Raw genomic sequence first — 22,781 nt, forward strand, 5'->3', positions numbered from 1 at the left:
CCGGCTGCGCAGCGAGTTGTCCCTTCGTCCCAGTTCTTGCCTGGCAGGCCACGCCCGTCAACTTTCAGGACGCCGAGGGACGCAGTTCCACCGAAATGCCGTACAGCGCCAACATGCCCAGCACATGGCCGATCGCGACGCCCGGCTCGCCCGATTCGATACGCGCGATGGTCTGCACGTGCACGCCCAGTCGCGCGCCCGCTGCGGCCTGGCCCTCGCCGGCGGCGAGGCGGCCCTGCTTCGCGGCCGCGCCCATGTCCTTGATTGCGCGCAGCGCGTCTTCGTGGATGTCCACGGAAATTCGTTTGCCTTGAGCCATCAGTGCATTGTCCTCGCACGCTACTCGTACCGCTTCCCCAACGCCATCAGCGCCGGCGTCTCGATCACCTCGTTGAGTCCGTCGAAGTCCAGCATCCGGTCGCGCCAAGGCTGTGTGGTGCGGTGCTGCTTCAGGCTCGCGTAGTAGCCCTGCAGCGTGTGGGCCACGGCACGCGCGGTGCCGCCCGGAAAGATCGCGATGCGAAAGCCGTGGGCCTGCAGCGCATCGGCATCCTGGATGGGCGTCTTGCCGCCTTCGACCATGTTGGCCAGCATCGGGATGCGAAGGGCGAAGCGTCGGCAGGCGGTATCCATCTGCTCGGGCGAACGCAGCGCCTCGATGAAAAGTGCGTCGACGCCCGTTTCGAGGTAGGCCTCGGCGCGGTCGAGCGCCGCGTCGAGCCCTTCGACGGCAACCGAGTCCGTGCGCGCGAGGATCAGCGTGTCCGCAGAGGTACGCGCATCGAGGGCGGCCTTGAGCTTGCCGATCATCTCCTGCGTGCCCACCACGGTCTTGCCATCCAGGTGCCCGCAGCGCTTCGGAAAGGTCTGGTCCTCCAGCTGGATCATCGCCGCGCCCGCGCGCTCGAAGCCGCGCACCGTGCGCTGCGTGTTCAGCGCGTTGCCGAAGCCCGTATCGGCATCGACGATCACCGGCAGGCTCACGCGCTCGGTGATGCGGGCCAGCGTGTCCGCCACCTCGGTGAAGGTGGTGAGGCCGACGTCGGATCGGCCGAGTTGCGTGTAGGCGATCGATGCGCCGGAGAGGTACAGCGCCTCGAAGCCGGCCTGCTGCGCCACCAGCGCGCTCAGGGCGTCGTACACGCCGGGTGCCAGCACGATTTCGCTCGACGCGAGCCGCGTCTTCAAGTTGATGTTGTTCGCCATGGCATTCATTTCCTCGTGTGGATGAGCGCAGCCGCCGACCGCGCCGCGATGTAGCCGCCGGCCACGGCGCTGAGCAGGCCGTTGCCCGAGAGATAGCCCCAGACCGCATTGCCTGACACGCCGCCCGCCGCGCCGCCGGCCGCGAACAGGTTGGGCAGGGGCGAGCCGTCCTCGCGGCGCACGCGGGTCTCGCTGTCGATGTCGAGCCCACCCTGCGTGTGGAACAGCGCGCCCGTGACCTTGACCGCGTAGTACGGCGCTTCGAGGCTGCGCTTGAATACGCGTCCGTCAGGCTTTTCCGAGATCCCGCGCTTGGCATCCAGCGTGTCTTGCAACACCGATACATCGCAGCCAAGACATGCGGCCAGCTCAGGCACGGAGCCGCAGCAACGCAACGCACCCGCCGCCTCCGCATCGCAGAAGTCCGGGAAGCCCCGTGCCAACGCCAGCAAGGGCGCATCGAACACATTCCACGCGATGCCTCCGGGCTGCGCCAGCACCTGCACCGCCGCTTCCGAGTAGCCCTGCGTCTCGTCATGAAAGCGCCGGCCTTCGCAATTGACCTGGATACCGCCTTCCATCATCACGGCCCAGGTCATCAACGCGCCCTGCGGCGTGACCCACGAGCCGTGCCCCTGGTAGCCGCCGAGGTCGCGCGTCCGCGCGCCCAGCGCCTGGCCCCAGAGGATCGCGCTGCCGTCGTTGCCCACATGGCCGCCGAAGGTCGCATCGGCCATCTCGGGCAGCAGGCTGCGTACCATCTCCGCATTGCCGCCGAATCCGTTGCAGGCCAGCACCAGCGCATCGCAGCCCAGCAACTCTTCTCGCGCATCCGGCCGCCGATAGCCGACGCCGATGGCGCAGTCGTTCGCATCGAACCAGAGCGTCTCGACCACCGCCTGCGACAACACCGGAATCCCCACCGCGGCCACCGCCGAATGCAGGGCCGCCACCAATGCAGCGCCGGTCTTCCGCGGCAGCGAATGCATGCGATGCACGCTGTGGCCGGGATACAGGAAGCCGTCGAGCAGGATCCACTGGAGCCCGTGGCGCTCTTGCAAGGCATCGAGCGCGGGACCGATGGAACGCGCGTAGGCATCGACCAAAGCCGGCGCGGCGCGGCCATGCGCCTTGGCCTGGATGTCCCGCGCAAACAACTCAGGACTGTCCCCCGTCACGCCATGCGCGCGCTGCACGCGCGTACCGGGCGCGGGGATGAAGCCGGACGACAGCGCGGTCGACCCGCCCAGCACGGCGTCGCGCTCCAGCACGACGCAATCCACGCCCGCGTCATGCAGCATCAGCGCGGTCACCAGTCCACAGGCGCCACCACCCACGATGGCAACGCTCGCATGCGCATCGGCCTCAATGGCCGGCGCCCGCCGGATGCTGCGCCGTGGCGTCATGGAAGCCGCTGGATGAAGCCCGCGCAATCGACGACTTCGGCCACGTTGCGCATGTCCGCTAGCGAGACCTGGTGGCGCTCCTCGCCGAAGGCCGCGCAGCCATCGGCCAGCACGAAGGTGCGGTAGTCGCGCATGTGGGCGTCGCGCACGGTGCTGGCCACGCCGCCGTTGGTGACGATGCCGCAGACGGCCACCGTCTCGATGCCGGCACGCCGCAGCACCCAGTCGAGCTGTGTGTTGAAGAAAGCCGAATAGGCGACCTTGCTGACCGCGGTGTCGACCAGCCCCGCCAGCGCATCGACGTTCTGCTGGCCCCAGCTTCCGGGCGCGAAGTCGCCCTTGCGCAGGTACGGGCGCAGGGCCTTCAGGTGCGGCGACACCATCGGCTCGCCCGATGCGTCAGGCCACAGCGTGAACTGGCTGGCGACGACCATGCCGCCCGCCGCCTTGAGCGCACGCGCCACCTCGGTCACACGCGCGGGCAGTAGGAGGGCCGGCGGGTTGGTGTCGCCACCACGCGCATAGGCGCCCCTCGGGTCGAGGAAATCGTTCTGCAGGTCGATGACGAGCAGCGCTGTCTTTTGTGCGACCAACACGGTCATGCCTGCCTCACCAGCAGGTTGCCGAAGGTGTCGACTTCGGCGTTGAAGCCCGGTTCGAGCCAAACCGTCGTATCGGCTTGCTCCAGGATCGCCGGGCCATCGACATGCGCACCGACTGGCAGGTCGAGCCGTGCAAAGCGCTGCGCCTCGTGCCACGCACCCTGATGGAAAACGCGTTGCGTCCCCAATGGTGCGACGCCGCCTGCCCCTTGTGGCGCCAGCACGGCCAGGTCGAACTTGGGCCGCACGCCGATGCGCGCATAGCGCAGGTTCATCACGCGGATAGCAATGCCGTCGAGCACCCGTCCAAAAGCCGCTGCATAGGCCTGCTCAAACGCACAGCGGATCGCCTCGCGCGTCAGCGTCATCGCGTTGCCCTCGGCCATCAGCACCGGCAGCGTGTGCGTCTGCCCCGCATACAGCATGTCAAAGGCGATCACCTCGCGCACCTCCTCGAAGCGTACGCCCGACGAATCCAGCCGCTGCTGGCACGCAGTCGCCAGCTCCGCGATCCGCCGCCCGACTTCATCCACATCGAGCTCAACCAGCGGCTTGTTCAGCGTCTGCACTGCGTCATGCCGCATGTCGGCGATCACGCAGCCCAGCGCCGAGGTCACGCCCGGATAGCGCGGCACGATGCCGGTGGTCACGCCAACCTCGCGCATCATCGCGCACACATGCAGCGCACCACCACCGCCAAAGGGCATGTAGGCGAAGCGGCGCGGATCGTGCCCCTTCTCGATCGACACCAGCCGGATCGCACCGGCCATGCGTGCATTGGCCACGGTGAGGATCGCCTCGGCGGCAGCGTGCACATCGAGTCCCAGCGGTTGCGCCACATGCTCCTCGATGGCCTGCCGCGACTTCTGCGCATCCAGCGCCGCGAGCAGGCCGCCACCCAGCGGGCGATCGGCTGCGATGCGGCCCAGCAGCACGTTGGCATCCGTCACGGTCGGCCGCATGTTGCCGCGGCCATAGCAGGCCGGCCCCGGCACGCTGCCGGCCGACTCGGGTCCGACCTGCAGCATGCCGCTCGCATCGACCGAGGCGATCGAGCCGCCGCCCGCGCCGATGGTCTCGATCTGGATCATCGGCGAGCGGATCACCATGCCGAACTCGATGGCCGTTTGCGCCGCCAGCGCGGTCTCGCCATTCGCGACCAGCGACACGTCAAAGGAGGTCCCGCCCATGTCGCCGGTGATCACATTGGAGAAGCCGGCGGCGCGTGCGATCGCAGCGCAGGCGATCACGCCCGCGGCCGGACCGGAGAGCGCGGTGCGCACCGGCAGGTCGCTCGCGGTCTGGCGAGACATCACGCCGCCGTTGCTCTGCACCACCAGCAGTTCACCCGCGAAGCCATGCGTGCGCAGATCGGCTTCGAGGCGCTCCAGGTACTTGCCGACCACCGGCTGCAAGGCGGCATTGAGTGTGGCCGTCGAGCAGCGCTCGAACTCGCGGATCTCGGGCAGCACTTCGCAGGCCGATGTCACATGCGGGTTGGGCCAGATCTCGCGCACCGCGGCGACGGCCAGCCGTTCGTTGTCCGGGTTCGCATAGGTGTTGATGAAGAACACGCAGACCGCCTCGCAGCCCGCGTCAAGCAAGGCACGGGCCTCGGCACGCACCTGGTCCAGGTCGACCGGCGTGTGCAGCGTGCCATCGGCCAACACGCGTTCGTCCACTTCTCGGCGCAGGTCGCGCGGCACCACGGGCACGAAGCTGCCGCGCAGGCCCCAGGTCTGCGGCCGATCGCGCCGGCGCATCTCCAGCACGTCCCGAAAGCCGCGCGTCGTGATGATGCCGGTGCGTGCCACCTTGCGTTCCAGCAAGGCGTTGGTGCCGACCGTGGTGCCATGCACGATGGTCGCGATGGCCGAGGCCGAATCGGCCACGCGCGCCACGCCGTTCATGAAGCCGCGCGCTTCCTCGCCGCGTGTCGATGGCACCTTGACGATGCGCGCCGTGCCCTTCGCTTCGTCGAGCACGAACAGGTCGGTGAAGGTACCGCCGACGTCGACGCCGACGATCAGGGGGCTCGATTCCACAGGAACAGTCATTCGGGCGCTTTCGTCGTCTCGTCATTGGCCGCGTAGCCCATCGCGCGGTCCTTCTGCCGCTGCGCTTCACCGCGCATCGCCGCGGGGCCGTAACCACCGCCACCCGGTGTTTCGAGCCGCACGCGCTCGCCGCGCGCCAGGCGGATGCCGCGCATCTTCGAGAGCATCGGCGGCACGTTCCATGCGCCGTCGTTCTCGTAGCTGAAGACATTTACCGCGCCCGGCCCGCCACCGGCGATGCCCTTCGGTGGCGAACTGCCGCGCTCGCCGAAGACGAAGACCTCGGCGTCCTTCTCCAGCAACTCGATTTCATAGACGGCGCCAAGGCCGCCACGGTACTGGCCGTCACCCCCAGAGCCCTCACGCAGCGACCATTCGGTGAAGCGCACCGGATACGCGGCCTCCAGGATCTCCAGCGGCGGGATCGTCGCCGTCGAGATTGGCGCATTGCCATGCGACAAGCCATCGCCGCCCGAATGCGCGCCATGCCCGCCGCCGAAGAAGCTGAACATCACCCACTGCTGCCCTTCCCGCCCTTTGTCGCTCCGATGCCCCGCGATCGACAGTGCATTGATGGTGCCGTAAGCCTGCGCCACGGCACGCGTCGGGTCGGCCTGCGCGGCGGCGCTGAAGATCACGTCGATCATGCGAAGGATGGTCTCCGTGTAGCCGCCCACCGGGCGCGGGCGCTCGGCGCTGATGACGAGCCGGTCGGGCAGCACGAAGTCCACCGCATCCAGCACACCGGCATTGGCAGGCACGTCCGGGAACAGGTGCTTCAACGCGACATAGCAGGCCGCGATGGCCGTGGCGCGCGAGATGTTGACCGGCCCGGCGCACTGCGGTGAGGTACGCGAGAAGTCGAGCAGCAGGCGGTCGCCGGCCACCGTCATGTCGAGCGCGATGGTCAGCGGCACGTTGGTGATGCCGTCGTTGTCGAGCACGTCCTCGAAGCTGTAGCGCCCATCGGGCAGCGAGGCGATGTGCGAGCGCATCAGCTTCAATGCGCGGCTGCGCAACTCGGTCATCGCCTGCAGCACCAGGTCGTCGCCGTATTCGTCGAGCAGGCCGTTCAGGCGCCGCGCGCCGAGTTCCAGCGCGGCCAGCTGGCCATTGAGGTCGCCCCAGAGGCTGGCCGGCAATCGCGTGTTGGCGCGCAGGATGGCCAGCACGTCCTCGTCGATCGCGCCGTCCCGCACGATGCGCACCGGCGGGATCTGCACCGCCTCCTGCCAGCATTCGGTGGCCGCCGGGTTGTAGTTCCCCGGCACGGCGCCGCCCACGTCATGCCAGTGCGCGGCCGAGGCCATGTAGCACCAGAGCTTGCCGCCTCGGTAGAAGGGCCGCACCAGCTTGAAGTCGTTGGCATGCGTGCCGCCGTCGTAGGCGTCGTTGGTGATCCAGGTCTCGCCTTCCTTCATGCCGCCGCGCGGCGCCGCAGCCGCCACGGTCGCGCGCACCGCGAAGGCCATCGCGCCGACGAACACCGGCAGGCCGGACTTGCCCTGGATCAGCGTGTCGCCGGTGACCGCGTCATAGAGGCCGTGGCAGGCGTCGTGGGCTTCGGCAATGATGGGATTGAAGGCGCTGCGGTAAAGCGTCGCGTCCATCTCGTCGGCCACCTGTTCGAGGCGGCCGCGCAGGACGGCGAGCGTGACCGGGTCCATGGCGGGGAATGGGTCAGACATCGAGCGGTTCCTTGCCGGCGCGCTGGCGCAATTGGTTCATGAGGCCGCCTGCACGGACCATGTCCATGAGAAAGGCGGGCACTGGCTCGCAGGCCAGGCGCGTGCCATCGGGTGCGATCACCGCGGGTCCTTGAGTCGATGTGGCTTCGCCATCTCGACTCGATCCCCCGAGGGGGGCGGGTCGGGCGCAGCCCGGCCCTGGGGGCCCAGGAATATCGATGCGGATGCGGTCGCCCTCTTTCAATGCATCCACCCCCGCGCAGGTCAGGAGCAACAAGCCGAGGTTGATCGCATTGCGAAAGTACAGCCCGCTGTACGACGGCGCAATGACCGCGGAAACACCCAGCTTCACCAGCACCGCCGCCGCCTGCTCGCGCGACGAGCCGATGCCGAAGTTGGGCCCCGCCACGATCACGTCGCCACCGCGCACGGCACTCGCGAACTCGGGCCGCACGGATTCAAGGCAGTAGGCCGCGATCCTGTCGATGCCGAATTTCATTGCGTGCCCGGGTGCGAGCACGTCGGTGTCGATGTCCGCGCCCAGGCGCCAGACGCGATGGGTGGAGCCGGGTCCGACGCGCTTGCTCATTTCAGAATCTCCCTTGGATCGCTCACGCGCCCTCTCAATGCGGAAGCCGCCACCGTGTAGGGCGACCCCAGATAAACTTGCGCAGTCGGCGAGCCCATGCGGCCCTTGAAGTTGCGCGCCGTGCTGGAGATCACCGTGATGTCGTCGCCCATCGCATCGCCATAGCCGGCGCAGGCACCGCAGGTGGTCGGGAAGAGTTCGGCGCCGGCGTCGAGCAGGATTTGCAACACGCCCTCTTGCTGCGCCTGCTGCTGGTCTTGCAGGCTGGCGGGCGCAACGATGAAGCGCACGCCCTTTGCCACCTTGTGGCCGCGCAACACCGACGCTGCGGCTCGCAGGTCTTCCAGCTTGGCGCCGGTGCAGGCGCCAATGTAGGCCACGTCGATGGCCGTGCCCGCGTACTGGCTCACGCCGCGCGCGTTGGCCGGGCTGTGCGGCGCGGCGACATGAGGCTCCAGCGTCGATGCATCGAAGCGGTGCTCGGTGAACGTGGCGTCGTCGTCGGTGAACCATCCCGCGGTGTCCACGTGTGGCACCCCTGCTTGCGCCAGGAACGCAACCGTCGTCGCATCCGGCGCAATCAGCCCCACCTGCGAGCCCAGCTCCGCGCTCATGTTGGACAAGGTCATGCGTTCCTGCATCGACAGCGCCATCACCGCGGGCCCGCAGAACTCGATCGCCTGGTAGCGCCCGCCGTTCATGCCGAAGCGCCCGATCATGTGCAGCATCATGTCCTTCGCCGTCACGCCCGCGGGCAGCGCGCCGTCCCACCACATGCGGATCGTCTCTGGCACGCGCAGCCAGATCTCGCCGGTGACCATCACGCCCAGCATCTCGGTGCTGCCGACGCCGAACATGTAGGCGCCGAAGGCCCCGCCCGTCGGCGAATGCGAGTCGCCGCCGACGCAGAACATGCCGGGCCGGATGTGGCCGTGCTGCGGCACCACGACATGGCAGATGCCCTGGCTGTCGTAGACATGCGGCAGGTCCTGCTCGCGCGCCCATTCGCGCGCGATGCGCACGATGCGGCGCGAATCGTCGTCGTGCTCGGGCACGTAGTGGTCCATCACGAGCACCACGCGGGAACGGTCCCAGATCTGCGCACCGAGGTCTTCCAGCATGGGCTTCAGGCGGCGCGGTCCCGACGAATCGTGGAACATCGCCAGGTCGACCTTGCAGGTGACGATCTCGCCGACGCGCACGGACTCGCGCCCACAGGCCTTGGCGACGAGCTTCTGTGCGAGTGTTTGGGGCAATCCAGCGCTCATTCCGGCTTCGCCCCCGAGAACTTGACCACCTTCGCCCAGCGCTTGATCTCGCCCTGCACGAAGGCCGAGAACTCGTCCGGCGAATTCCCGACGGGAATCGCACCCTCGTTGTCGAGGCGCTTGCGCATCTCCGGATCCTTGATGGCTTGCCGCGCCGCGTCGCTGAGGCGCTTCGTCACCTCGGGCGGCATGTGCGCCGGCCCGAACAGGCCGAACCAGGCGCTGGACTCGTAGCCCGGCAACACCTCGGCGATCGCGGGCACGTCCGGGAAGGCCGGCAGCCGCTTGGCCGAGGTCACGCCCAGCGCCTTGAGCTTGCCGGCCTTGATGTGCTGCTGCACATTGCCGACCGCCGCGAACATCAGTTGAACCTGCCCGCCGAGCACGTCCTGCACGGCCGGTGCGGTGCCGCGATAGGGGATGTTCACGATGTACACCCCCGCCTGCATCTTGAAGGCCTCGCCGGCCATGTGCAGCGACGAGCCGATGCCACCGATCGCGAAGTTCAACTGGCCTGGCTTCGACTTGGCCAACGCGATCAACTCGCGCACGTCCTTCACCGGCACCGACGGATTCGCGACCAGGACCGACGGCGAGGTCGCCACGCAGGTCAACGCCGTGAAGTCCTTGACCGGATCGAAGGGCAGCGTCGGATACAGCGTCGCGTTGATCGCATGGCTGGTGAAGCTCATCAGCAAGGTGTTGCCATCGGGCGGCGCCTTGGCCACCGCATCAGCCGCGATATTGCCGCCGGCGCCGGGCTTGTTCTCGACGATCACGGTGCGTCCGCCCAGCGCCGGCCCCATGCTGGCCGCGAGGGTGCGCGCAAGCGTGTCGGTCGAGCCGCCGGCCGGCGCGCCGACGAGGATGCGCACCGGCACACCGCCGACCTGCGCGAAAGCGCCGTGCATCAATGCTGCGGCACCGGACGAAATGAGGATGTCTCGACGATTCATTTCTCTCTCACAGTCCGAGGTACGCCCGGCGCAGTTCGTCGCTGCCGAGCAGTTCTTGCGGCAAGCCGGAGAAGCGCACACCGCCGTTCTCCAGCACGTAGGCGCGATCCGCGATCTCCAGCGACTGGCCGACGTTCTGCTCCACCAGCAACACGGCCAGGCCCTCGTCGCGCAGTTGACGGATCAGCGTGAACATCTCCTCGACCAGCAACGGCGACAGGCCCAGCGAGGGCTCGTCGAGGATCAGCAGCACCGGCTCAGCCATGAGCCCGCGGCCGATCGCGAGCATCTGCTGCTCGCCGCCGCTCATGGTGCCCGCGTTCTGCCGCATGCGCTCCTTCAGGCGCGGGAAGATGCCGAACACCTTCTCGAGATTGGCGGCGCGCCGCTCGCGTGCGCGGGTGAAGGAGCCGAGCTCCAGGTTCTCCAGCACGTTGAGGTTCGGAAACACCTTGCGCCCCTCGGGTACCTGGATCAGCCCGGCCTTCACCACGTCGCGATAGTGCGCACCACTCAGGTCGTTGCCATTGAACCGCACGGTGCCAGACCAGGCCGAGCACAGCCCGCACACGGTCTTGTTCAGCGTCGACTTGCCCGCGCCGTTGCTGCCCAGCAGCGCGACCATCTCGCCCGCGTTCACCTGAAGGTCGACGCCGCGCAGCACCTCGACGCGGCCATAGCCGCCGCGCAGGTCGCGGATGTCGAGCAGCGCAGTCATGGCGTCACGCCCGCGATGCGGGATTGCACGACGCGTTTCAGCGTGGCGGTCATGCGTTTGCTCCCGCCGCCTTGCGCAATCGCGCCGCCGTGCCGTGCCCGAGATAGGCCTCGACCACCTTGTCATTCGACGTGACCTCGGCCGGGCTGCCTTCGGCAATCAGCCGCCCCTGCGCCAGCACCCACACATGCTCCGCCAGGTTCATGACCGCCTGCATCACATGCTCGATCATCAGCACCGTCACGCCGCTGCCCGCAATGCCGCGCACCACCGGCATCATCTCCGCGATCTCCTGCGGATTGAGTCCAGCCAGCACCTCGTCCAGCAGCAGCAACCGTGGCCGCGTCGCCAGCGCTCGCGCGAGTTCCAGCCGCTTGCGCCCGGCCACAGTCAGGTCCGATGCGGCCTTGTCCAGTTGCGCACCCAGCCCAACCTGCGTCGCCACTTCCTCGGCCCGTTGCAAGGCAGCCGCACGGCCGCGCACATGCAGGTGCACCCCCACCGCGATGTTCTCGCGCACCGTCTGCGCGGCGAAGGGCTTCACGATCTGGAAGGTGCGCGTCATGCCCATCGCGGCATTGCGATGCGGCTCGCGCCCCGTGATGTCCTCACCTGCAAAGCGCACCGTCCCCGCATCCGGCTTGAGGAAGCCCGACATCAGCGCGAACAGCGTCGTCTTGCCCGCGCCATTCGGCCCGATGAGCGCCGAGAGGCTGCCCTCGCGCACAGACAGGCTCACATCCTGCACCGCCTTCAGCCCGCCGAAGGAACGCGACAGCCCGGCAATGGCCAGCAGCGGCTCACCCATGCGACCTCCCTCTGCCCGCCCACAACTGCCGCGCCGACAAGCCGATGCCCGCGATGCCGCGTGGCAAGAACATCACGATCAGCACCAGCACCGTGCCGTAGATCACCATGTTGATGCCCGGCAGTTCGCCGAACAAATTGCGCGTGAATTCGGCCAGCACATGCAGCACCACCGCGCCCAGCACCGGCCCCCACAGGGTGCCCATGCCGCCGACGATGGCGCCGACCAGGGCCTCCACCGACGTCGCCGGCCCGAACGCGATGCCCGGGTCCACATACTGGAACACCTGCACGTAGAACGCTCCCGCCGCGCCCATGAACGCCCCGGAGATTCCGATGGCCGCGACCTTGATGCGGAACGGGTTCACGCCCACCGCACGCGCCGCGTCTTCGTTGTCGCGAACCGCCTGAAGGTACGCACCGAAGCGCCCGTTGCGCAGCCAGCACGTCACCAGCAAGGCCGCCGTGACGAAGGCCAGCACCACCCACAGGTAGCCGCTGCGCGAAGCGAACTGGAAGTTGGCGGCCGACTCGCGCAACGGCACCATCAGCCCCACGCCACCGCCGGTGAACGACACCGAGGTCGCCAGGATGCGGAACACCTCCGCGAACGCGAGCGTCACCAGCGCGAAGTACGAGCCCTTGAGCCCATAGCGAAAGGTCAGCGCCCCGATGCACAGCCCCAGCACCCCGGCGCCCGCCACGGCCAGCGCCAGCGCAACCCACGCATTGAGGCCGCCCTGCATCTGCGCCATCGCCTGGATGTAGGCCCCGGTCCCGAAGAACAGCGCATGCCCGAAGGAGAACTGCCCGCCGAAGCCGCCCAGGATGTTCCAGGCCTGCGCGATCAGGGTCGCATACAGCGCCATCATCACGAAATTGAGCACCACGCCAGACGTGGACACCAGTGGCACGCACGCCACCAACACCGCGAACACCACAATCCCCGCGAGTTGACCTCGTGCGTTCATGCGCGCGCCCCGAACATGCCCTCAGGCCGGAACAGCACCACCCCGATGAAGATCGCAAAGATCCCGATCTGCCCCAGCGACTCCCCCAGGTACAGCCCGCCCAGCGACTCCACGATCCCCACGAGAAACCCGCCGACCAGCGCCCCCACGAAGCTCCCCATTCCGCCCAGCACCACGATGGTGAAAGCCACCAGCACGAACCCACTGCCCACCTGCGGATTCACGTAGTACGCCGGCAGCAGGAAACAAGCGGCAGCCCCCAGGCAGGCCAGCCCGATGCCGAAGCTCATCGCATAGACATGGTCCACGTCGATGCCCATCAGCTTCGCGCCCTCCTTCTCCTTGGCCACCGCACGGATCGCCCGCCCCAGGTCGGTCCTACCCATGATCCAGAACAACACACCCGACACCACCAACGCCCCCGCGAAGGCCACCAGCTTGGGCACCGCAATCATGGCCGGCCCGATGGCGACCGTGCTGAGCGAATAGGCCGTGTCGATATTCCGCGTGTCCGACTTGAAGAACAGCAGCGCCAGGTTCTCCATCACGATCGAGATGCCGAGCGTCGCCAGCAGGATGTTCTCGTCCTTGCCATGCCCCGCCCGGTTGATCACGCCGCGTTGCAACGCATAGCCCAGCGCGAACATGCCCGGCACCACCAGCGGCAGTGCCAGGTACGGATCGATGCCCAGCTTGTCCTTGAGGAAGTACACGGCGTACAGCGCCAGCATCAGGCTGGCCCCGTGCGCGAAGTTGATGATGTGCAGCACGCCGTAGATCAGCGTGAGCCCCAGCGCGATCAGCGCATACACCGCGCCGGTCGTGATGCCATTCAGCACCGATGGAAAAAGAATGCTGAAGTCGAACATCAGGCCAGCGCTTCACAGGTCACGCGCGCAGCGGGAAAAGAGGCTCCACTTCGCGATAGTCGCGCGGAATGATCACCTTGATGTCGTTCTTCACCACCTGCGTCATCAACGGCTGTGCGCCTTCGTTCTGCCCATTGACGAACCTCGTCGGCCCATACGGCATGACGTTGTTCGTCCAGGTGCTCGACGCCAGCGCATCGATGATGGCCGCGCGGTCGGTGGACTTGGCCCGTTCGATCGCATCGGCCAGCAGGCCCATCGCCGTATAGGTCATGAAGACCTCGTAGCTGAAGAACTGCCCCTTCGCCTCCACGCGCTTGCGCAGTTCCGCAGAGCGCTTGTCCTTCGGGTTGAACCAGTGATTGCAGTCGATGATGCCGTTGGCCGCGTCCGGAAACTCCTTCACGAACTTGTAGCTCGACGCCGCCCCGCCCAGCACCGAGAAGATCGCCTTGGGCGTGACCTTCTGCTGCTGCATCGTGCGCACCAGCAGCGCGTATTCGTTGTAGTAGTTGGCGGGGATGACGATGTCCGGGTTGATCGCCTTCATGCGCAGCACGATGTTGTTGAAGTCGCGCGTCGGGTTGGCGTGCTTCACCACCTCCTTCACCTCGAAGCCGTAGCCCGGCAGCTCGGCCGCGAGCAGGTTGGCCGTGCCGGTGCCGAACAATGACTCCTCGTGGATGATCATCACCGTCTTCGCCGGACTGCCGGCCGCCTTGTTCAGCACCAGCAGATTGGCCATCGCGATCTGCGCGCACTTCTTGTAGCCGGGGCCGAAGCGGAAGGTGTTCTTCAGCCCGCGCTCGACGATCTGGTCGGCCACACCCACGTCCACCACATGCGGCAGGTTGTACTTGGCCGCCGCCTGCGTCGTCGCCAGGCAGATCGCCGACGCGAAGGCGCCGACGATCGCGCTCACGCCCGCTTCGTTCATCTTCTCCACCTCGGCCGTGCCGGCCTGCGGCGTCGATTGCGCATCGCCCAGCAGCGCCTCGATCTGCGCCCCGCCCAGCGACTTGATGCCGCCCGCCTTGTTGATGTCCTCGATGGCCATCTGCGCGCCCAGCCGGCATTGCTGGCCCGAATAGGCCAGCGCCCCTGTCACCGGATGCAGCACCCCGACCTTGACAGTCTTCGGCTGCGCGCCGGCCACCAGGGGAAACGCAACGGCGCCCGCCAGTGCGGCGGACTGCGATACGAAGCGACGACGGTTCTGCATGACTTGCCTTCTCTTTCCTTCAGTTGAACTGGGCTGACACATCCTGGCTGACCCACACCTTGGCATCGACGTCGCCGACGCGGGACAGTTGCATCTCGTAGGTGTAGCGGTCGGGCCGGTAGAAGCCGTGCAACCACTGCACCGGCCGCTCGGCGTCGTCATAGACGAGGCGCCGCACGGCGAGCAGTGCGGAGCCGACAGAGACTTCAAGATGTTCTGCAAGCACGTTGTCCGCCAGCCGAGCCGAGATCGTCTGGTGCGCGCGACCGACCTTGACGCCGGACTCCTCCAGCAGCATGAGGATCGGCTTCTTCGCCAGCTCGCGGCGGCCGAAGCGCCGCGCGATGTCACCAGGCACGTAGGTCGTGATGTGCGACAGCGGCCCCTCTCGCGTGGAGCGAACGCGCACGGCCTTCTGCACCGGATCGCCCGGCGCCAGCTTCAAGGCCTCGGCCACCTGGCTCGACGCGGTGATGGTCGCCACGTCGATCACCTTGACCGAAGTGCGCAATCCCATCGTCACCAGGTTCTCCAGCAGGCCGCGCAGGTTGGCCCGGCCCGTGCTTTCACTGCCGGCGCTCGCCTGGGCAACCGGAGGCAAAGCCCGCGTGCGCCGCCCCGGATTCCGCGCGATCAGCCCTTCATCCGCCAGCTGCTCCAGCGCCCGCCGCACCGTGACCCGCGCCACGCCGAACTGCGCCACCAGCGCCAGTTCGCCCGGCAGCCCATCCGCAAAGCGCCCTTCATCCAGTTGCTCGCGCAGCACCAGGTAGATCTGGTGGTACTTGGGCAGCGGCATGCGGGGCATGTGCGCATGTTTCGTTGCTTCGATTGTTCTGTCAATAGGACATTTAAGGAGTTCATCCGGGATTCAGCTGGCTGGTGGAACCTTCGATCCCGTGTAATCTCTCAGGTCGATGTGGCGTTGCCATCTCGGCTTGACCGATACACAAGACTGCTCGTGGCCACAGGGAGAGATGCGGCGCAAGGTGCGGAGCACCTGCGCTTCCAACCTGTCCCAGATGACGATCAATCCCTCGATGGCGGCCCACCTCGTCAACGTCCGCGACACGCAGCTCCAGGCCGGCGACACGCGCGAGCTGTACCGGCAGAAAATCGCCCGCATCACGCTGGACTCCATGGTCCAGTTCGTCGGCCTGCTGGATGCGCAGGGCACGGTGCTGGAGATCAACCAGGTCGCGCTGGACGGCGTCGGCATCAAGCTGTCCGATGTCGAGGGCAAGCCCTTCTGGACCACCTTCTGGTGGCAGGTCCGCGACGAAGGCGCCACCTTGCGCGCCTCCATCGAACGCGCCGCCCAGGGCGAGTTCGTGCGCTGGGACGCCGAGATCTACGGCCGCGCCAGCGGCACCGAGACGATCATCATCGACGCCTCGCTCTCCCCCGTCACCGACGACACCGGCAAGGTCGTCTTCATCACGGCCGAAGGCCGCGACATCACCGAGAAGAAGGCGCAGGAGCGCGAGATCGCCCGCCAGCGCGAGGAACTGGCCAGGCTCGACGAAGTGAAGACCCGTTTCTTCGCCAACATCAGCCACGAGTTCCGCACGCCGCTGACTCTGATGCTCGGCCCGCTCGAAGATGCCCTCCTCGACGGCGACGAGCCCTTGAGCGCCCGCCAGCGCGAGCGCGTCGAGATCGCCGCGCGCAACGGTCTGCGCCTGCAAAAGCTCGTCAACACGCTGCTGGACTTCTCGCGCGTGGAGGCGGGTCGCATCCAGGCGGCCTACCAGCCGGTCGATCTCCCCGCCTTGACGCGCGACCTGGCCAGCAGCTTCCGCTCCGCCTGCGAGAAGGCCGGCCTCGCCCTGGCGATCCACGCCCCGCCGTTGTCGCAGCTGGTCCACGTCGACCGCGAGATGTGGGAGAAGATCGTCCTCAACCTCTTGTCCAACGCCTTCAAGTTCACGCTCGAAGGCGGCATCACGGTCGACATGCGCGAGGCCGAGGGGCAGGCCGTCCTGCGTGTCAGCGACACCGGCATCGGCATCTCCGCGGACGAACTGCCTCGCATCTTCGACCGCTTCCATCGCGTCGAAGGCGCGCAGGGCCGCACGCACGAGGGCACCGGCATCGGCCTGGCGCTGGTCAAGGAACTGGTCGAACTGCACAAGGGCACGGTGTCGGTCGAGAGCGAGCCCGGCCGCGGCACCCGCTTCGTCGTCCGCGTTCCCTTCGGCTCGGCACATCTTCCACAGGACCGTCTCGACGCCCCGCGCACCCAGGCCTCGACAGCCACGCGCGCCGAGGCCTTCGTCAGCGAGGCGCTGCGCTGGCTGCCTGAAGACATCGACGCGACAAGCGGCCGGGAAGCGCCACCCCCGGTGCCAGACGAAGCCGCGGCCACCCACCCCCACATCCTGCTCGCCGACGACAACGCCGACATGCGCGACTACCTGCGTCGCCTGCTCTCGCCCCACTACGAACTCACCTGCACCGCCAACGGCGAGGATGCCTACCAGGCGGCCCGCCGCCAGCGCCCCGACCTGGTCCTCACCGACGTCATGATGCCGCGCGCCGACGGCTTCGAGCTGTTGCGCATGCTGCGCGGCGACCCGGAGCTTCGCACCGTGCCGGTCGTCGTCCTCTCGGCCCGCGCCGGGGAGGAAGCCAAGGTCGAAGGCCTGCGCCGCGGCGCCGACGACTACCTCGTCAAGCCTTTCAGCGCGCGTGAACTGCTGGCCCGCGTCGCGGCCAACATCGAGCTGTCGGTGACGCGCTTGCAAGGCTCGCGCCTGATGGAAGAGGAAGCCCGCAGCCTGGAGCTGCTCAACCAGGTCGGCACGGCCGTGGCCGCGGAACTGAACCTGGAGCGCGCGGTGCAGGTCGTCACCGATGCGGCCACCGCGCTGACCGGCGCGGCCTTCGGCGCATTCTTCTACAACCTGCTGGACGAGGACGGCGGGAGCTACACACTCTATGCACTCTCCGGCGCACCACGCGAGGCCTTCTCCAGGTTCCCGATGCCGCGCAACACGGCGGTCTTTGCCCCGACCTTCAACGGCGAAGGCATCGTGCGCTCCGACGACATCCTGCTCGATACGCGCTACGGCAAGAACCATCCGCACTTCGGCATGCCCAAGGGCCACCTGCCGGTGCGCAGCTACCTGGCCGCGCCGGTGGTCTCGCGCTCCGGCGAGGTGCTGGGAGGCCTTTTCTTCGGCCATCCGGAGCCCGGCATCTTCACCGCCCGCTCCGAACGCCTGCTCGTCGGCATCGCCGCACAGGCCGCCATCGCCATCGACAACGCGCGCCTGTTCCAGGCCGCCGAGCGCGAAGTCGCGGAACGCCGCCGTGCCGAAGCCGCGCTGCAATCGCTCAACGCCACGCTGGAGCAACGCGTGCTCGACGAGGTCGACGAGCGCACGCGGGCCGAGGAGCAGTTGCGCCAGGTCCAGAAGATGGAAGCCGTCGGCCAGCTCACCGGCGGCATCGCGCACGACTTCAACAACATGCTCGCCGTCATCATGGGCAGCCTGAACCTGCTGCAGCGCAAGCTGGCCAAGGAAGAGACCGATGTCGACCGCTTCGTCGACGCAGCCATCGACGGCACGCGCCGCGCCGCCGCCCTCACCAACCGGCTGCTCGCGTTCTCGCGGCAGCAGTCGCTGGCACCCGAGCCGGTCGATACCAACGCCCTGGTCACCGGCATGAGCGACATGCTCACGCGCACGCTCGGCGAGCAGGTCAGCGTCGAAACCGTGCTCGGCGCGGACGTGGGCACGGTGATGGCCGACCGGGCGCAACTGGAGAACGCGCTGCTCAACCTGTGCGTGAACGCCCGCGACGCCATGCCCGACGGCGGCACGCTCTCCATCGAGACATCGCGCGCCGTCATCGACGAAGCCGATGCGAAGGAGTACGCCATCCCCGCGGGTGAATACGTGCTCATCGCCGCGACCGACACCGGCATCGGCATGACGCCCGAGGTCATGGCCCGCGCCTTCGATCCGTTCTTCACGACCAAGGGCGTGGGCAAGGGCACCGGCCTCGGCCTCAGCCAGGTCTATGGCTTCGTGCGGCAATCGGGCGGCCATGTGAAGGTGTACTCCGAGCCGCGCATGGGCACGGTCGTGAGGATCTACCTGCCCCGCCACCTCGGCGATGCCGTGCCGGCGGTGGCGCCCGTCGCCCAGCGCGCGCAGGCGCATCGCGGCACGCCCGGCGAAGTCGTGATGGTGGTGGAGGACGAGCAGCGGCTGCGCAACGTGTCGGTGGAAGCGCTCGGGGAACTCGGCTACACGGTCATCGAGGCGGCCAGCCCGCACGATGCCTTGCGCATGATGGACGAAGGGCGCGCCATTTCGCTGCTGTTCACCGACATGGTCATGCCCGAGATGTCGGGCCGCGAACTGGCCGAACGCGCCCGCGAACGTGCGCCCGGCCTGAAGGTGCTGTTCACCACCGGCTACACGCGCAACACGACCCTGCGCAACGGCGGGCTGGGGGCGGACACGCGCCTTCTGTCCAAACCCTTCAGCGTGGATGAACTGGCTTTGAAGGTGCGACAAGCGCTTGACTCCTGATACGGCTTCGCGCGACGGGCTCCCGGCCTACAGCCGGGTCGGCATCGGCGCACAGGCGAGCGCCGCGGCCGGCCCGATCATCCGCAGTTGCCCGCAGCCACAGGATGAGCCCACCATGACCACGCAAGACCAGTTGACCGAGGCCTACGACGCGTGGAAGCGCGCCACCGACCAACACCAGGACATGATGGCCTCCGTCATGAACGGCGGCCTGCTCGATGTCCGGGCGATGAAACAGAAGACAGAGCAGATCGACGCACTGCACGCCATGTGGATGCGCCTCGCCCAGGAACTCGTCTGCACGCGAACGGAAGTGCGCGCCTGAGCGTGCGCGGGCTTCCGCGAGGGATGCCGCGCAGGGAAGAGTTCGGGAATGGCCGGCGGCAGTTGTAGAGTCATGTGCCCCAACCAGCAGGCCACGGCACCGCCATGACATCGACCCCCACTGCACAACCGGTCACCATCCCGCTCGACGACGGGTCCACCGTCTCCGGCCTCGTGCTGGCGCCGCCGGACCCGGTGGCCTGCTACGTCCTCGCCCACGGCGCCGGCGCGGGCATGGCGCACAGCTTCATGGAAGCCGCGGCCCAGGGCCTTGCGCAGCGCGGCATCGCGACCCTGCGCTATCAATTCCCGTACATGGAGGCTGGCGGCAAGCGGCCGGACGCGCCGGCCAAGGCGCATGCCACGGTGCGCGCGGCCGTGGCGGAAGCGTCAAGGCGCTTCGGCGCGCTGCCCTTGGTGGCAGGCGGCAAGTCCTTCGGTGGCCGCATGACTTCGCAGGCCCAGGCGCTAGGCCTGTTGCCCGAAGTGGCAGGGCTGGTGTTCCTGGGATTCCCGCTGCATCCCGCAGGGGAACCGTCCATCACCCGCGCGAAGCACCTGTCCGATGTGCGGGTGCCGATGCTGTTCATCCAGGGCACGATCGACAAGCTGGCCGACCTGGAAAAGATCCGCTCGGTCGTTGGCGACCTGGGAGAACGGGCGACGATCGTGGAGATCGAGCACGCGGATCATTCCTTCCACGTCCTCAAGCGCACCGGTCGCAATGACGCCGAGGTGCTGGTGCAGGTGCTCGACAGCGTCGCTGCATGGGTCCGGCGCATGGCCGCGACCTGAATTCAAACGGAGCATTCGCAGGTTGTGCCTGCCGGCGCTCCGCTGCCGAAATGATCTTGCGGAGGCTTAGATCGAGTGACGCAGGTGGAAAGGCTCTTGCGTGTCGCGCTGGTCGAGGGCACGCATGCGGCGCTCCAGGTCATAGATGTCGACGGAGCCGGCCAGGAAGGCGTCTTCGATTTCCTGTTGGGTCTGGAAGCTGCGTTGCAGGGCGGCGATGGCACGATGGAGGAGCGACACGGTGTAGTCCTTTGGAGTTACTGGGTTGATCTGTGGTATGGGCTGAATTTTATAGGGTTTACCCTAGCGTCTGTTTTCAGGCGTGTATACAACCAACTAACTCGAAGGGGCTTGTGGAGATACTTCACGGTTCGGCGAAACCTTGCCGCCCCACTCGCCTGCCCTGATTCGTCCGTCCGATGTCATCCGAAGCCACCGTCACCGCCACCGCCCTGACGCAGCCGCCGCCGGCCGCGTGCCCCGCGGTCTCTGTCAAGGCCTTGTGCGCCTTCGGCGCCAAGGAGGGCGACCTGGACTTCCGCTTCGTGCCGGTGCCCAGTGCACAGGAAGGCATGGCCGGCCACAGCCTGGTGCAATCGCGCCGCGGCGCGGGCTACGAACGCGAGGTGTCGCTTTCCGCCACCAGTTCGGGACTGCTGGTGCGCGGGCGCGCCGACGGCTACGACGCCGGGCACCGGCGCGTCGAGGAGATCAAGACCTTTCGCGGCCGCTTCGACGCGATCCGTGCGAACCACCGCGCACTGCACTGGGCGCAGGCCAAGTGCTACGGCTGGATGCTGTGCGAGCGCGAGTCACTGGACGAGATCTCCGTGGCGCTGGTCTACCTCGACCTGGCCAGCGGCGAGGAAACCGTGCTGGAGGAGCGTTGGCCTCGCGATGCCCTGCGCGCCCATTTCGAGCAACTCTGCGCGAGCTTCATGGCCTGGGCTGAACGGCAAGGCGACCGGCATCGTGCGCTCCAGGCCGAACTCGAAGCACTGTCCTTTCCGCACACGGCCTTCAGGCCCGGCCAGCGCGAACTGGCCCAGGGCGTCTACCGCGCCGCGGGCGCAGCGCGCTGCCTCATCGCGCAGGCGCCCACCGGCATCGGCAAGACGGTCGCTACCACCTGGCCCTTGCTCCGCGGCTGGGGCGCCCACAAGACCCAGAAGGTCTTCTTCCTCACCGCCAAGACCCCGGGGCGCGCGGTCGCGCTCGAGGCGCTGGGCCTCGCGGGCCGCGACGCCGAATCGCTGCGCGTGCTGGAACTCACGGCACGCGAGAAGGCTTGCGAGCATCCCGGCAAGTCCTGCGACGGCGAGGCTTGCCCGCTGGCGCGCGGCTTCTACGACCGCCTGCCCGATGCCCGCCGCGAAGCCATCGCCACGCGCGAACTCAGCCGCCCGACCTTGCGAAACATCGCCCAGGCCCATGCCGTCTGCCCCTACTTCCTCGCGCAGGAAATGGCGCGCTGGAGCGATGTCATCGTCGCGGACTACAACTACTACTTCGACAGCAGCGCCTTCCTCTACGCGCTGACGAAGGAGGAGGAGTGGCGCGTCACCGTGCTGGTCGACGAGGCCCACAACCTGCTGGAGCGTGCCCGTGGCATGTACACGGCGCCGCTGACCGCGCAACCTTTCGACGATGCGCTGCGCGTCGCACCCACCGGCATCAAGCCAAGGCTGGCCGTGCTGCGCCGGGAATGGCGCGCGCTGCAGGCGCAACAAGCCTCCAGCTACGCGGCGCTCGAAGACATTCCGGACTCGTTGCTGCAACCCCTGCAGGAGGCCGTGTCGGCCATCGCCGAGCACTTCGCCGCCGTACCCAAGGACGCGCACGGTCCACTGCAGCGCTTCTTCTTCGACATGGTGTACTTCCTGCGCCTGGCGGATGCCTTCGGCACGCATTCGGTGTTCGAGGTCACGTCGGGCGACGATGGCGACGAGGATGCGCTCACCATCCGCAACCTCGTGCCTGCGCCCTTCCTCAAGCCGCGCTTCGCGGCATCGATGTCCACCGTCTGCTTTTCCGGTACGCTCGCGCCCTTCCCCTTCTACCGCGACGTGCTGGGCCTGCCTGACGACACGCTGGAGCTGGACGTAGCCTCGCCCTTCCAGGCCCATCAATTGAGCGTGCAGGTGACGCCGCACATCTCGACGCGCTTCCAGCACCGCGCCGGTTCGCTCGACGCATTGACCGACCTGATCGGCGCCCAGTTCATGCGACGGCCGGGCAACTATCTCGCTTTCTTCAGCAGCTTCGACTACCTCGACGCAGCGCATGCCAGCTTTGCGCAGCGCTGGCCCGGCATCCCCACCTGGTCGCAATCGCGGCGCATGGCGGAGGCCGATCGCGAAGCCTTTGTCGCGCGCTTCCAGGCGGGTGGTCAAGGCGTCGGCTTCGCGGTGCTGGGGGGCGCTTTCGGCGAAGGCGTGGACCTGCCGGGCGACCGGCTGATCGGCGCCTTCATCGCCAGCCTCGGCCTGCCGAACCACAACGCCATGAACGAGGTCATGCGCGAGCGCATGGAGACGCTCTTCCCCGGCGAGGGCTACAACTACACCTACCTCTATCCCGGCCTGCGCAAGGTGGTGCAGGCGGCCGGCCGTGTGATCCGCACCGAAAACGATACCGGCGTCGTCTACCTGCTGGACGATCGGTTCGACCGGCCCGAGGTGCGCGGGCTGCTGCCGGCGTGGTGGCAGGTGGAGCGCGCAGGCCGATGAACAAGGGATTCCGGATCGGGTTGCGAC

General features: G+C 67.7%; 20 protein-coding genes. 4 read left to right on the forward strand and 16 right to left on the reverse strand.

The features are described from left to right. Positions 1-64: 64 nt before the first annotated feature. From WKW79_RS02760 to WKW79_RS02830, 15 genes are read right to left on the reverse strand one after another with little or no spacing between them, the layout of a single operon-like run. Complete coding sequence (locus WKW79_RS02760; RefSeq protein WP_340333559.1) at positions 65-295, reverse strand: helix-turn-helix domain-containing protein; 231 nt, start codon at positions 293-295, stop codon at positions 65-67. Positions 296-339: 44 nt separating this feature from the next. Further along, the gene (locus tag WKW79_RS02765) at positions 340-1,206 is read right to left on the reverse strand and encodes an isocitrate lyase/PEP mutase family protein (protein WP_340333560.1); all 867 of its coding nucleotides are present in this window, start codon (positions 1,204-1,206) and stop codon (positions 340-342) included. A 5-nt stretch (positions 1,207-1,211) separates the two neighbouring features. Further along, positions 1,212-2,612, reverse strand: a complete 1,401-nt coding sequence (locus tag WKW79_RS02770; protein ID WP_340333561.1) for an FAD-dependent oxidoreductase — start codon at positions 2,610-2,612, stop codon at positions 1,212-1,214. After that, complete coding sequence (locus WKW79_RS02775) at positions 2,609-3,214, reverse strand: cysteine hydrolase family protein (protein ID WP_340333562.1); 606 nt, start codon at positions 3,212-3,214, stop codon at positions 2,609-2,611. Before WKW79_RS02775 ends, WKW79_RS02770 begins: the two co-directional genes overlap by 4 nt. Next, the gene (locus WKW79_RS02780) at positions 3,211-5,271 is read right to left on the reverse strand and encodes a hydantoinase/oxoprolinase family protein (RefSeq protein WP_340333563.1); all 2,061 of its coding nucleotides are present in this window, start codon (positions 5,269-5,271) and stop codon (positions 3,211-3,213) included. Before WKW79_RS02780 ends, WKW79_RS02775 begins: the two co-directional genes overlap by 4 nt. Beyond that, on the reverse strand, positions 5,268-6,959 hold the full coding sequence (locus WKW79_RS02785; RefSeq protein WP_340333564.1) for a hydantoinase B/oxoprolinase family protein: 1,692 nt from the start codon (positions 6,957-6,959) through the stop codon (positions 5,268-5,270). The genes WKW79_RS02780 and WKW79_RS02785 overlap by 4 nt, the downstream gene beginning before the upstream one ends. After that, entirely contained in the window at positions 6,952-7,548 is a 597-nt protein-coding gene (locus WKW79_RS02790; protein WP_340333565.1) for a LeuD/DmdB family oxidoreductase small subunit, read from the reverse strand. The genes WKW79_RS02785 and WKW79_RS02790 overlap by 8 nt, the downstream gene beginning before the upstream one ends. After that, entirely contained in the window at positions 7,545-8,804 is a 1,260-nt protein-coding gene (locus tag WKW79_RS02795) for a 3-isopropylmalate dehydratase large subunit (RefSeq protein WP_422823789.1), read from the reverse strand. The genes WKW79_RS02790 and WKW79_RS02795 overlap by 4 nt, the downstream gene beginning before the upstream one ends. A gap of 8 nt (positions 8,805-8,812) precedes the next feature. Next, entirely contained in the window at positions 8,813-9,772 is a 960-nt protein-coding gene (locus WKW79_RS02800) for a tripartite tricarboxylate transporter substrate binding protein (protein ID WP_340333567.1), read from the reverse strand. A 7-nt stretch (positions 9,773-9,779) separates the two neighbouring features. Beyond that, a complete protein-coding gene (locus tag WKW79_RS02805) occupies positions 9,780-10,490 on the reverse strand; it encodes an ABC transporter ATP-binding protein (protein ID WP_340333568.1) in 711 nt (236 codons plus the stop codon). Between the two features lie 49 nt (positions 10,491-10,539). Continuing rightward, positions 10,540-11,298 (reverse strand): ABC transporter ATP-binding protein, encoded by a 759-nt coding sequence (locus tag WKW79_RS02810; protein ID WP_340333569.1) that lies wholly within the window; start codon positions 11,296-11,298, stop codon positions 10,540-10,542. Further along, the gene (locus tag WKW79_RS02815) at positions 11,291-12,268 is read right to left on the reverse strand and encodes a branched-chain amino acid ABC transporter permease (RefSeq protein ID WP_340333570.1); all 978 of its coding nucleotides are present in this window, start codon (positions 12,266-12,268) and stop codon (positions 11,291-11,293) included. Before WKW79_RS02815 ends, WKW79_RS02810 begins: the two co-directional genes overlap by 8 nt. Further along, on the reverse strand, positions 12,265-13,137 hold the full coding sequence (locus WKW79_RS02820) for a branched-chain amino acid ABC transporter permease (protein WP_340333571.1): 873 nt from the start codon (positions 13,135-13,137) through the stop codon (positions 12,265-12,267). Before WKW79_RS02820 ends, WKW79_RS02815 begins: the two co-directional genes overlap by 4 nt. Positions 13,138-13,156: 19 nt before the next feature. Beyond that, on the reverse strand, positions 13,157-14,359 hold the full coding sequence (locus tag WKW79_RS02825; protein WP_340333572.1) for an ABC transporter substrate-binding protein: 1,203 nt from the start codon (positions 14,357-14,359) through the stop codon (positions 13,157-13,159). A gap of 19 nt (positions 14,360-14,378) precedes the next feature. Next, positions 14,379-15,158: a GntR family transcriptional regulator gene (locus WKW79_RS02830; RefSeq protein ID WP_340333844.1), complete on the reverse strand. Its 780-nt coding sequence runs from the start codon at positions 15,156-15,158 to the stop codon at positions 14,379-14,381. A 223-nt stretch (positions 15,159-15,381) separates the two neighbouring features. On the opposite strand from WKW79_RS02830, the gene WKW79_RS02835 reads away from it, so the two are divergent. From WKW79_RS02835 to WKW79_RS02845, 3 genes are all read left to right on the forward strand, one after another. Beyond that, positions 15,382-18,906 (forward strand): ATP-binding protein, encoded by a 3,525-nt coding sequence (locus tag WKW79_RS02835; RefSeq protein ID WP_340333573.1) that lies wholly within the window; start codon positions 15,382-15,384, stop codon positions 18,904-18,906. Between the two features lie 115 nt (positions 18,907-19,021). Further along, complete coding sequence (locus WKW79_RS02840; protein ID WP_340333574.1) at positions 19,022-19,231, forward strand: hypothetical protein; 210 nt, start codon at positions 19,022-19,024, stop codon at positions 19,229-19,231. 104 nt (positions 19,232-19,335) lie between these two features. Then, positions 19,336-20,025 (forward strand): alpha/beta hydrolase family protein, encoded by a 690-nt coding sequence (locus WKW79_RS02845; RefSeq protein ID WP_340333575.1) that lies wholly within the window; start codon positions 19,336-19,338, stop codon positions 20,023-20,025. A 66-nt stretch (positions 20,026-20,091) separates the two neighbouring features. Here the strand turns inward: WKW79_RS02845 and WKW79_RS02850 are convergent, their stop codons facing one another. Further along, positions 20,092-20,265: a DUF3563 family protein gene (locus tag WKW79_RS02850; protein ID WP_340333576.1), complete on the reverse strand. Its 174-nt coding sequence runs from the start codon at positions 20,263-20,265 to the stop codon at positions 20,092-20,094. Positions 20,266-20,444: 179 nt separating this feature from the next. Between WKW79_RS02850 and WKW79_RS02855 the strand changes: the two genes are divergently transcribed. Further along, on the forward strand, positions 20,445-22,754 hold the full coding sequence (locus WKW79_RS02855) for a helicase C-terminal domain-containing protein (protein ID WP_340333577.1): 2,310 nt from the start codon (positions 20,445-20,447) through the stop codon (positions 22,752-22,754). Positions 22,755-22,781 lie beyond the last annotated feature (27 nt).

The organism is Variovorax robiniae (assembly GCF_037889955.1).
Classification (GTDB): Bacteria; Pseudomonadota; Gammaproteobacteria; order Burkholderiales; family Burkholderiaceae_C; genus Variovorax; species Variovorax robiniae.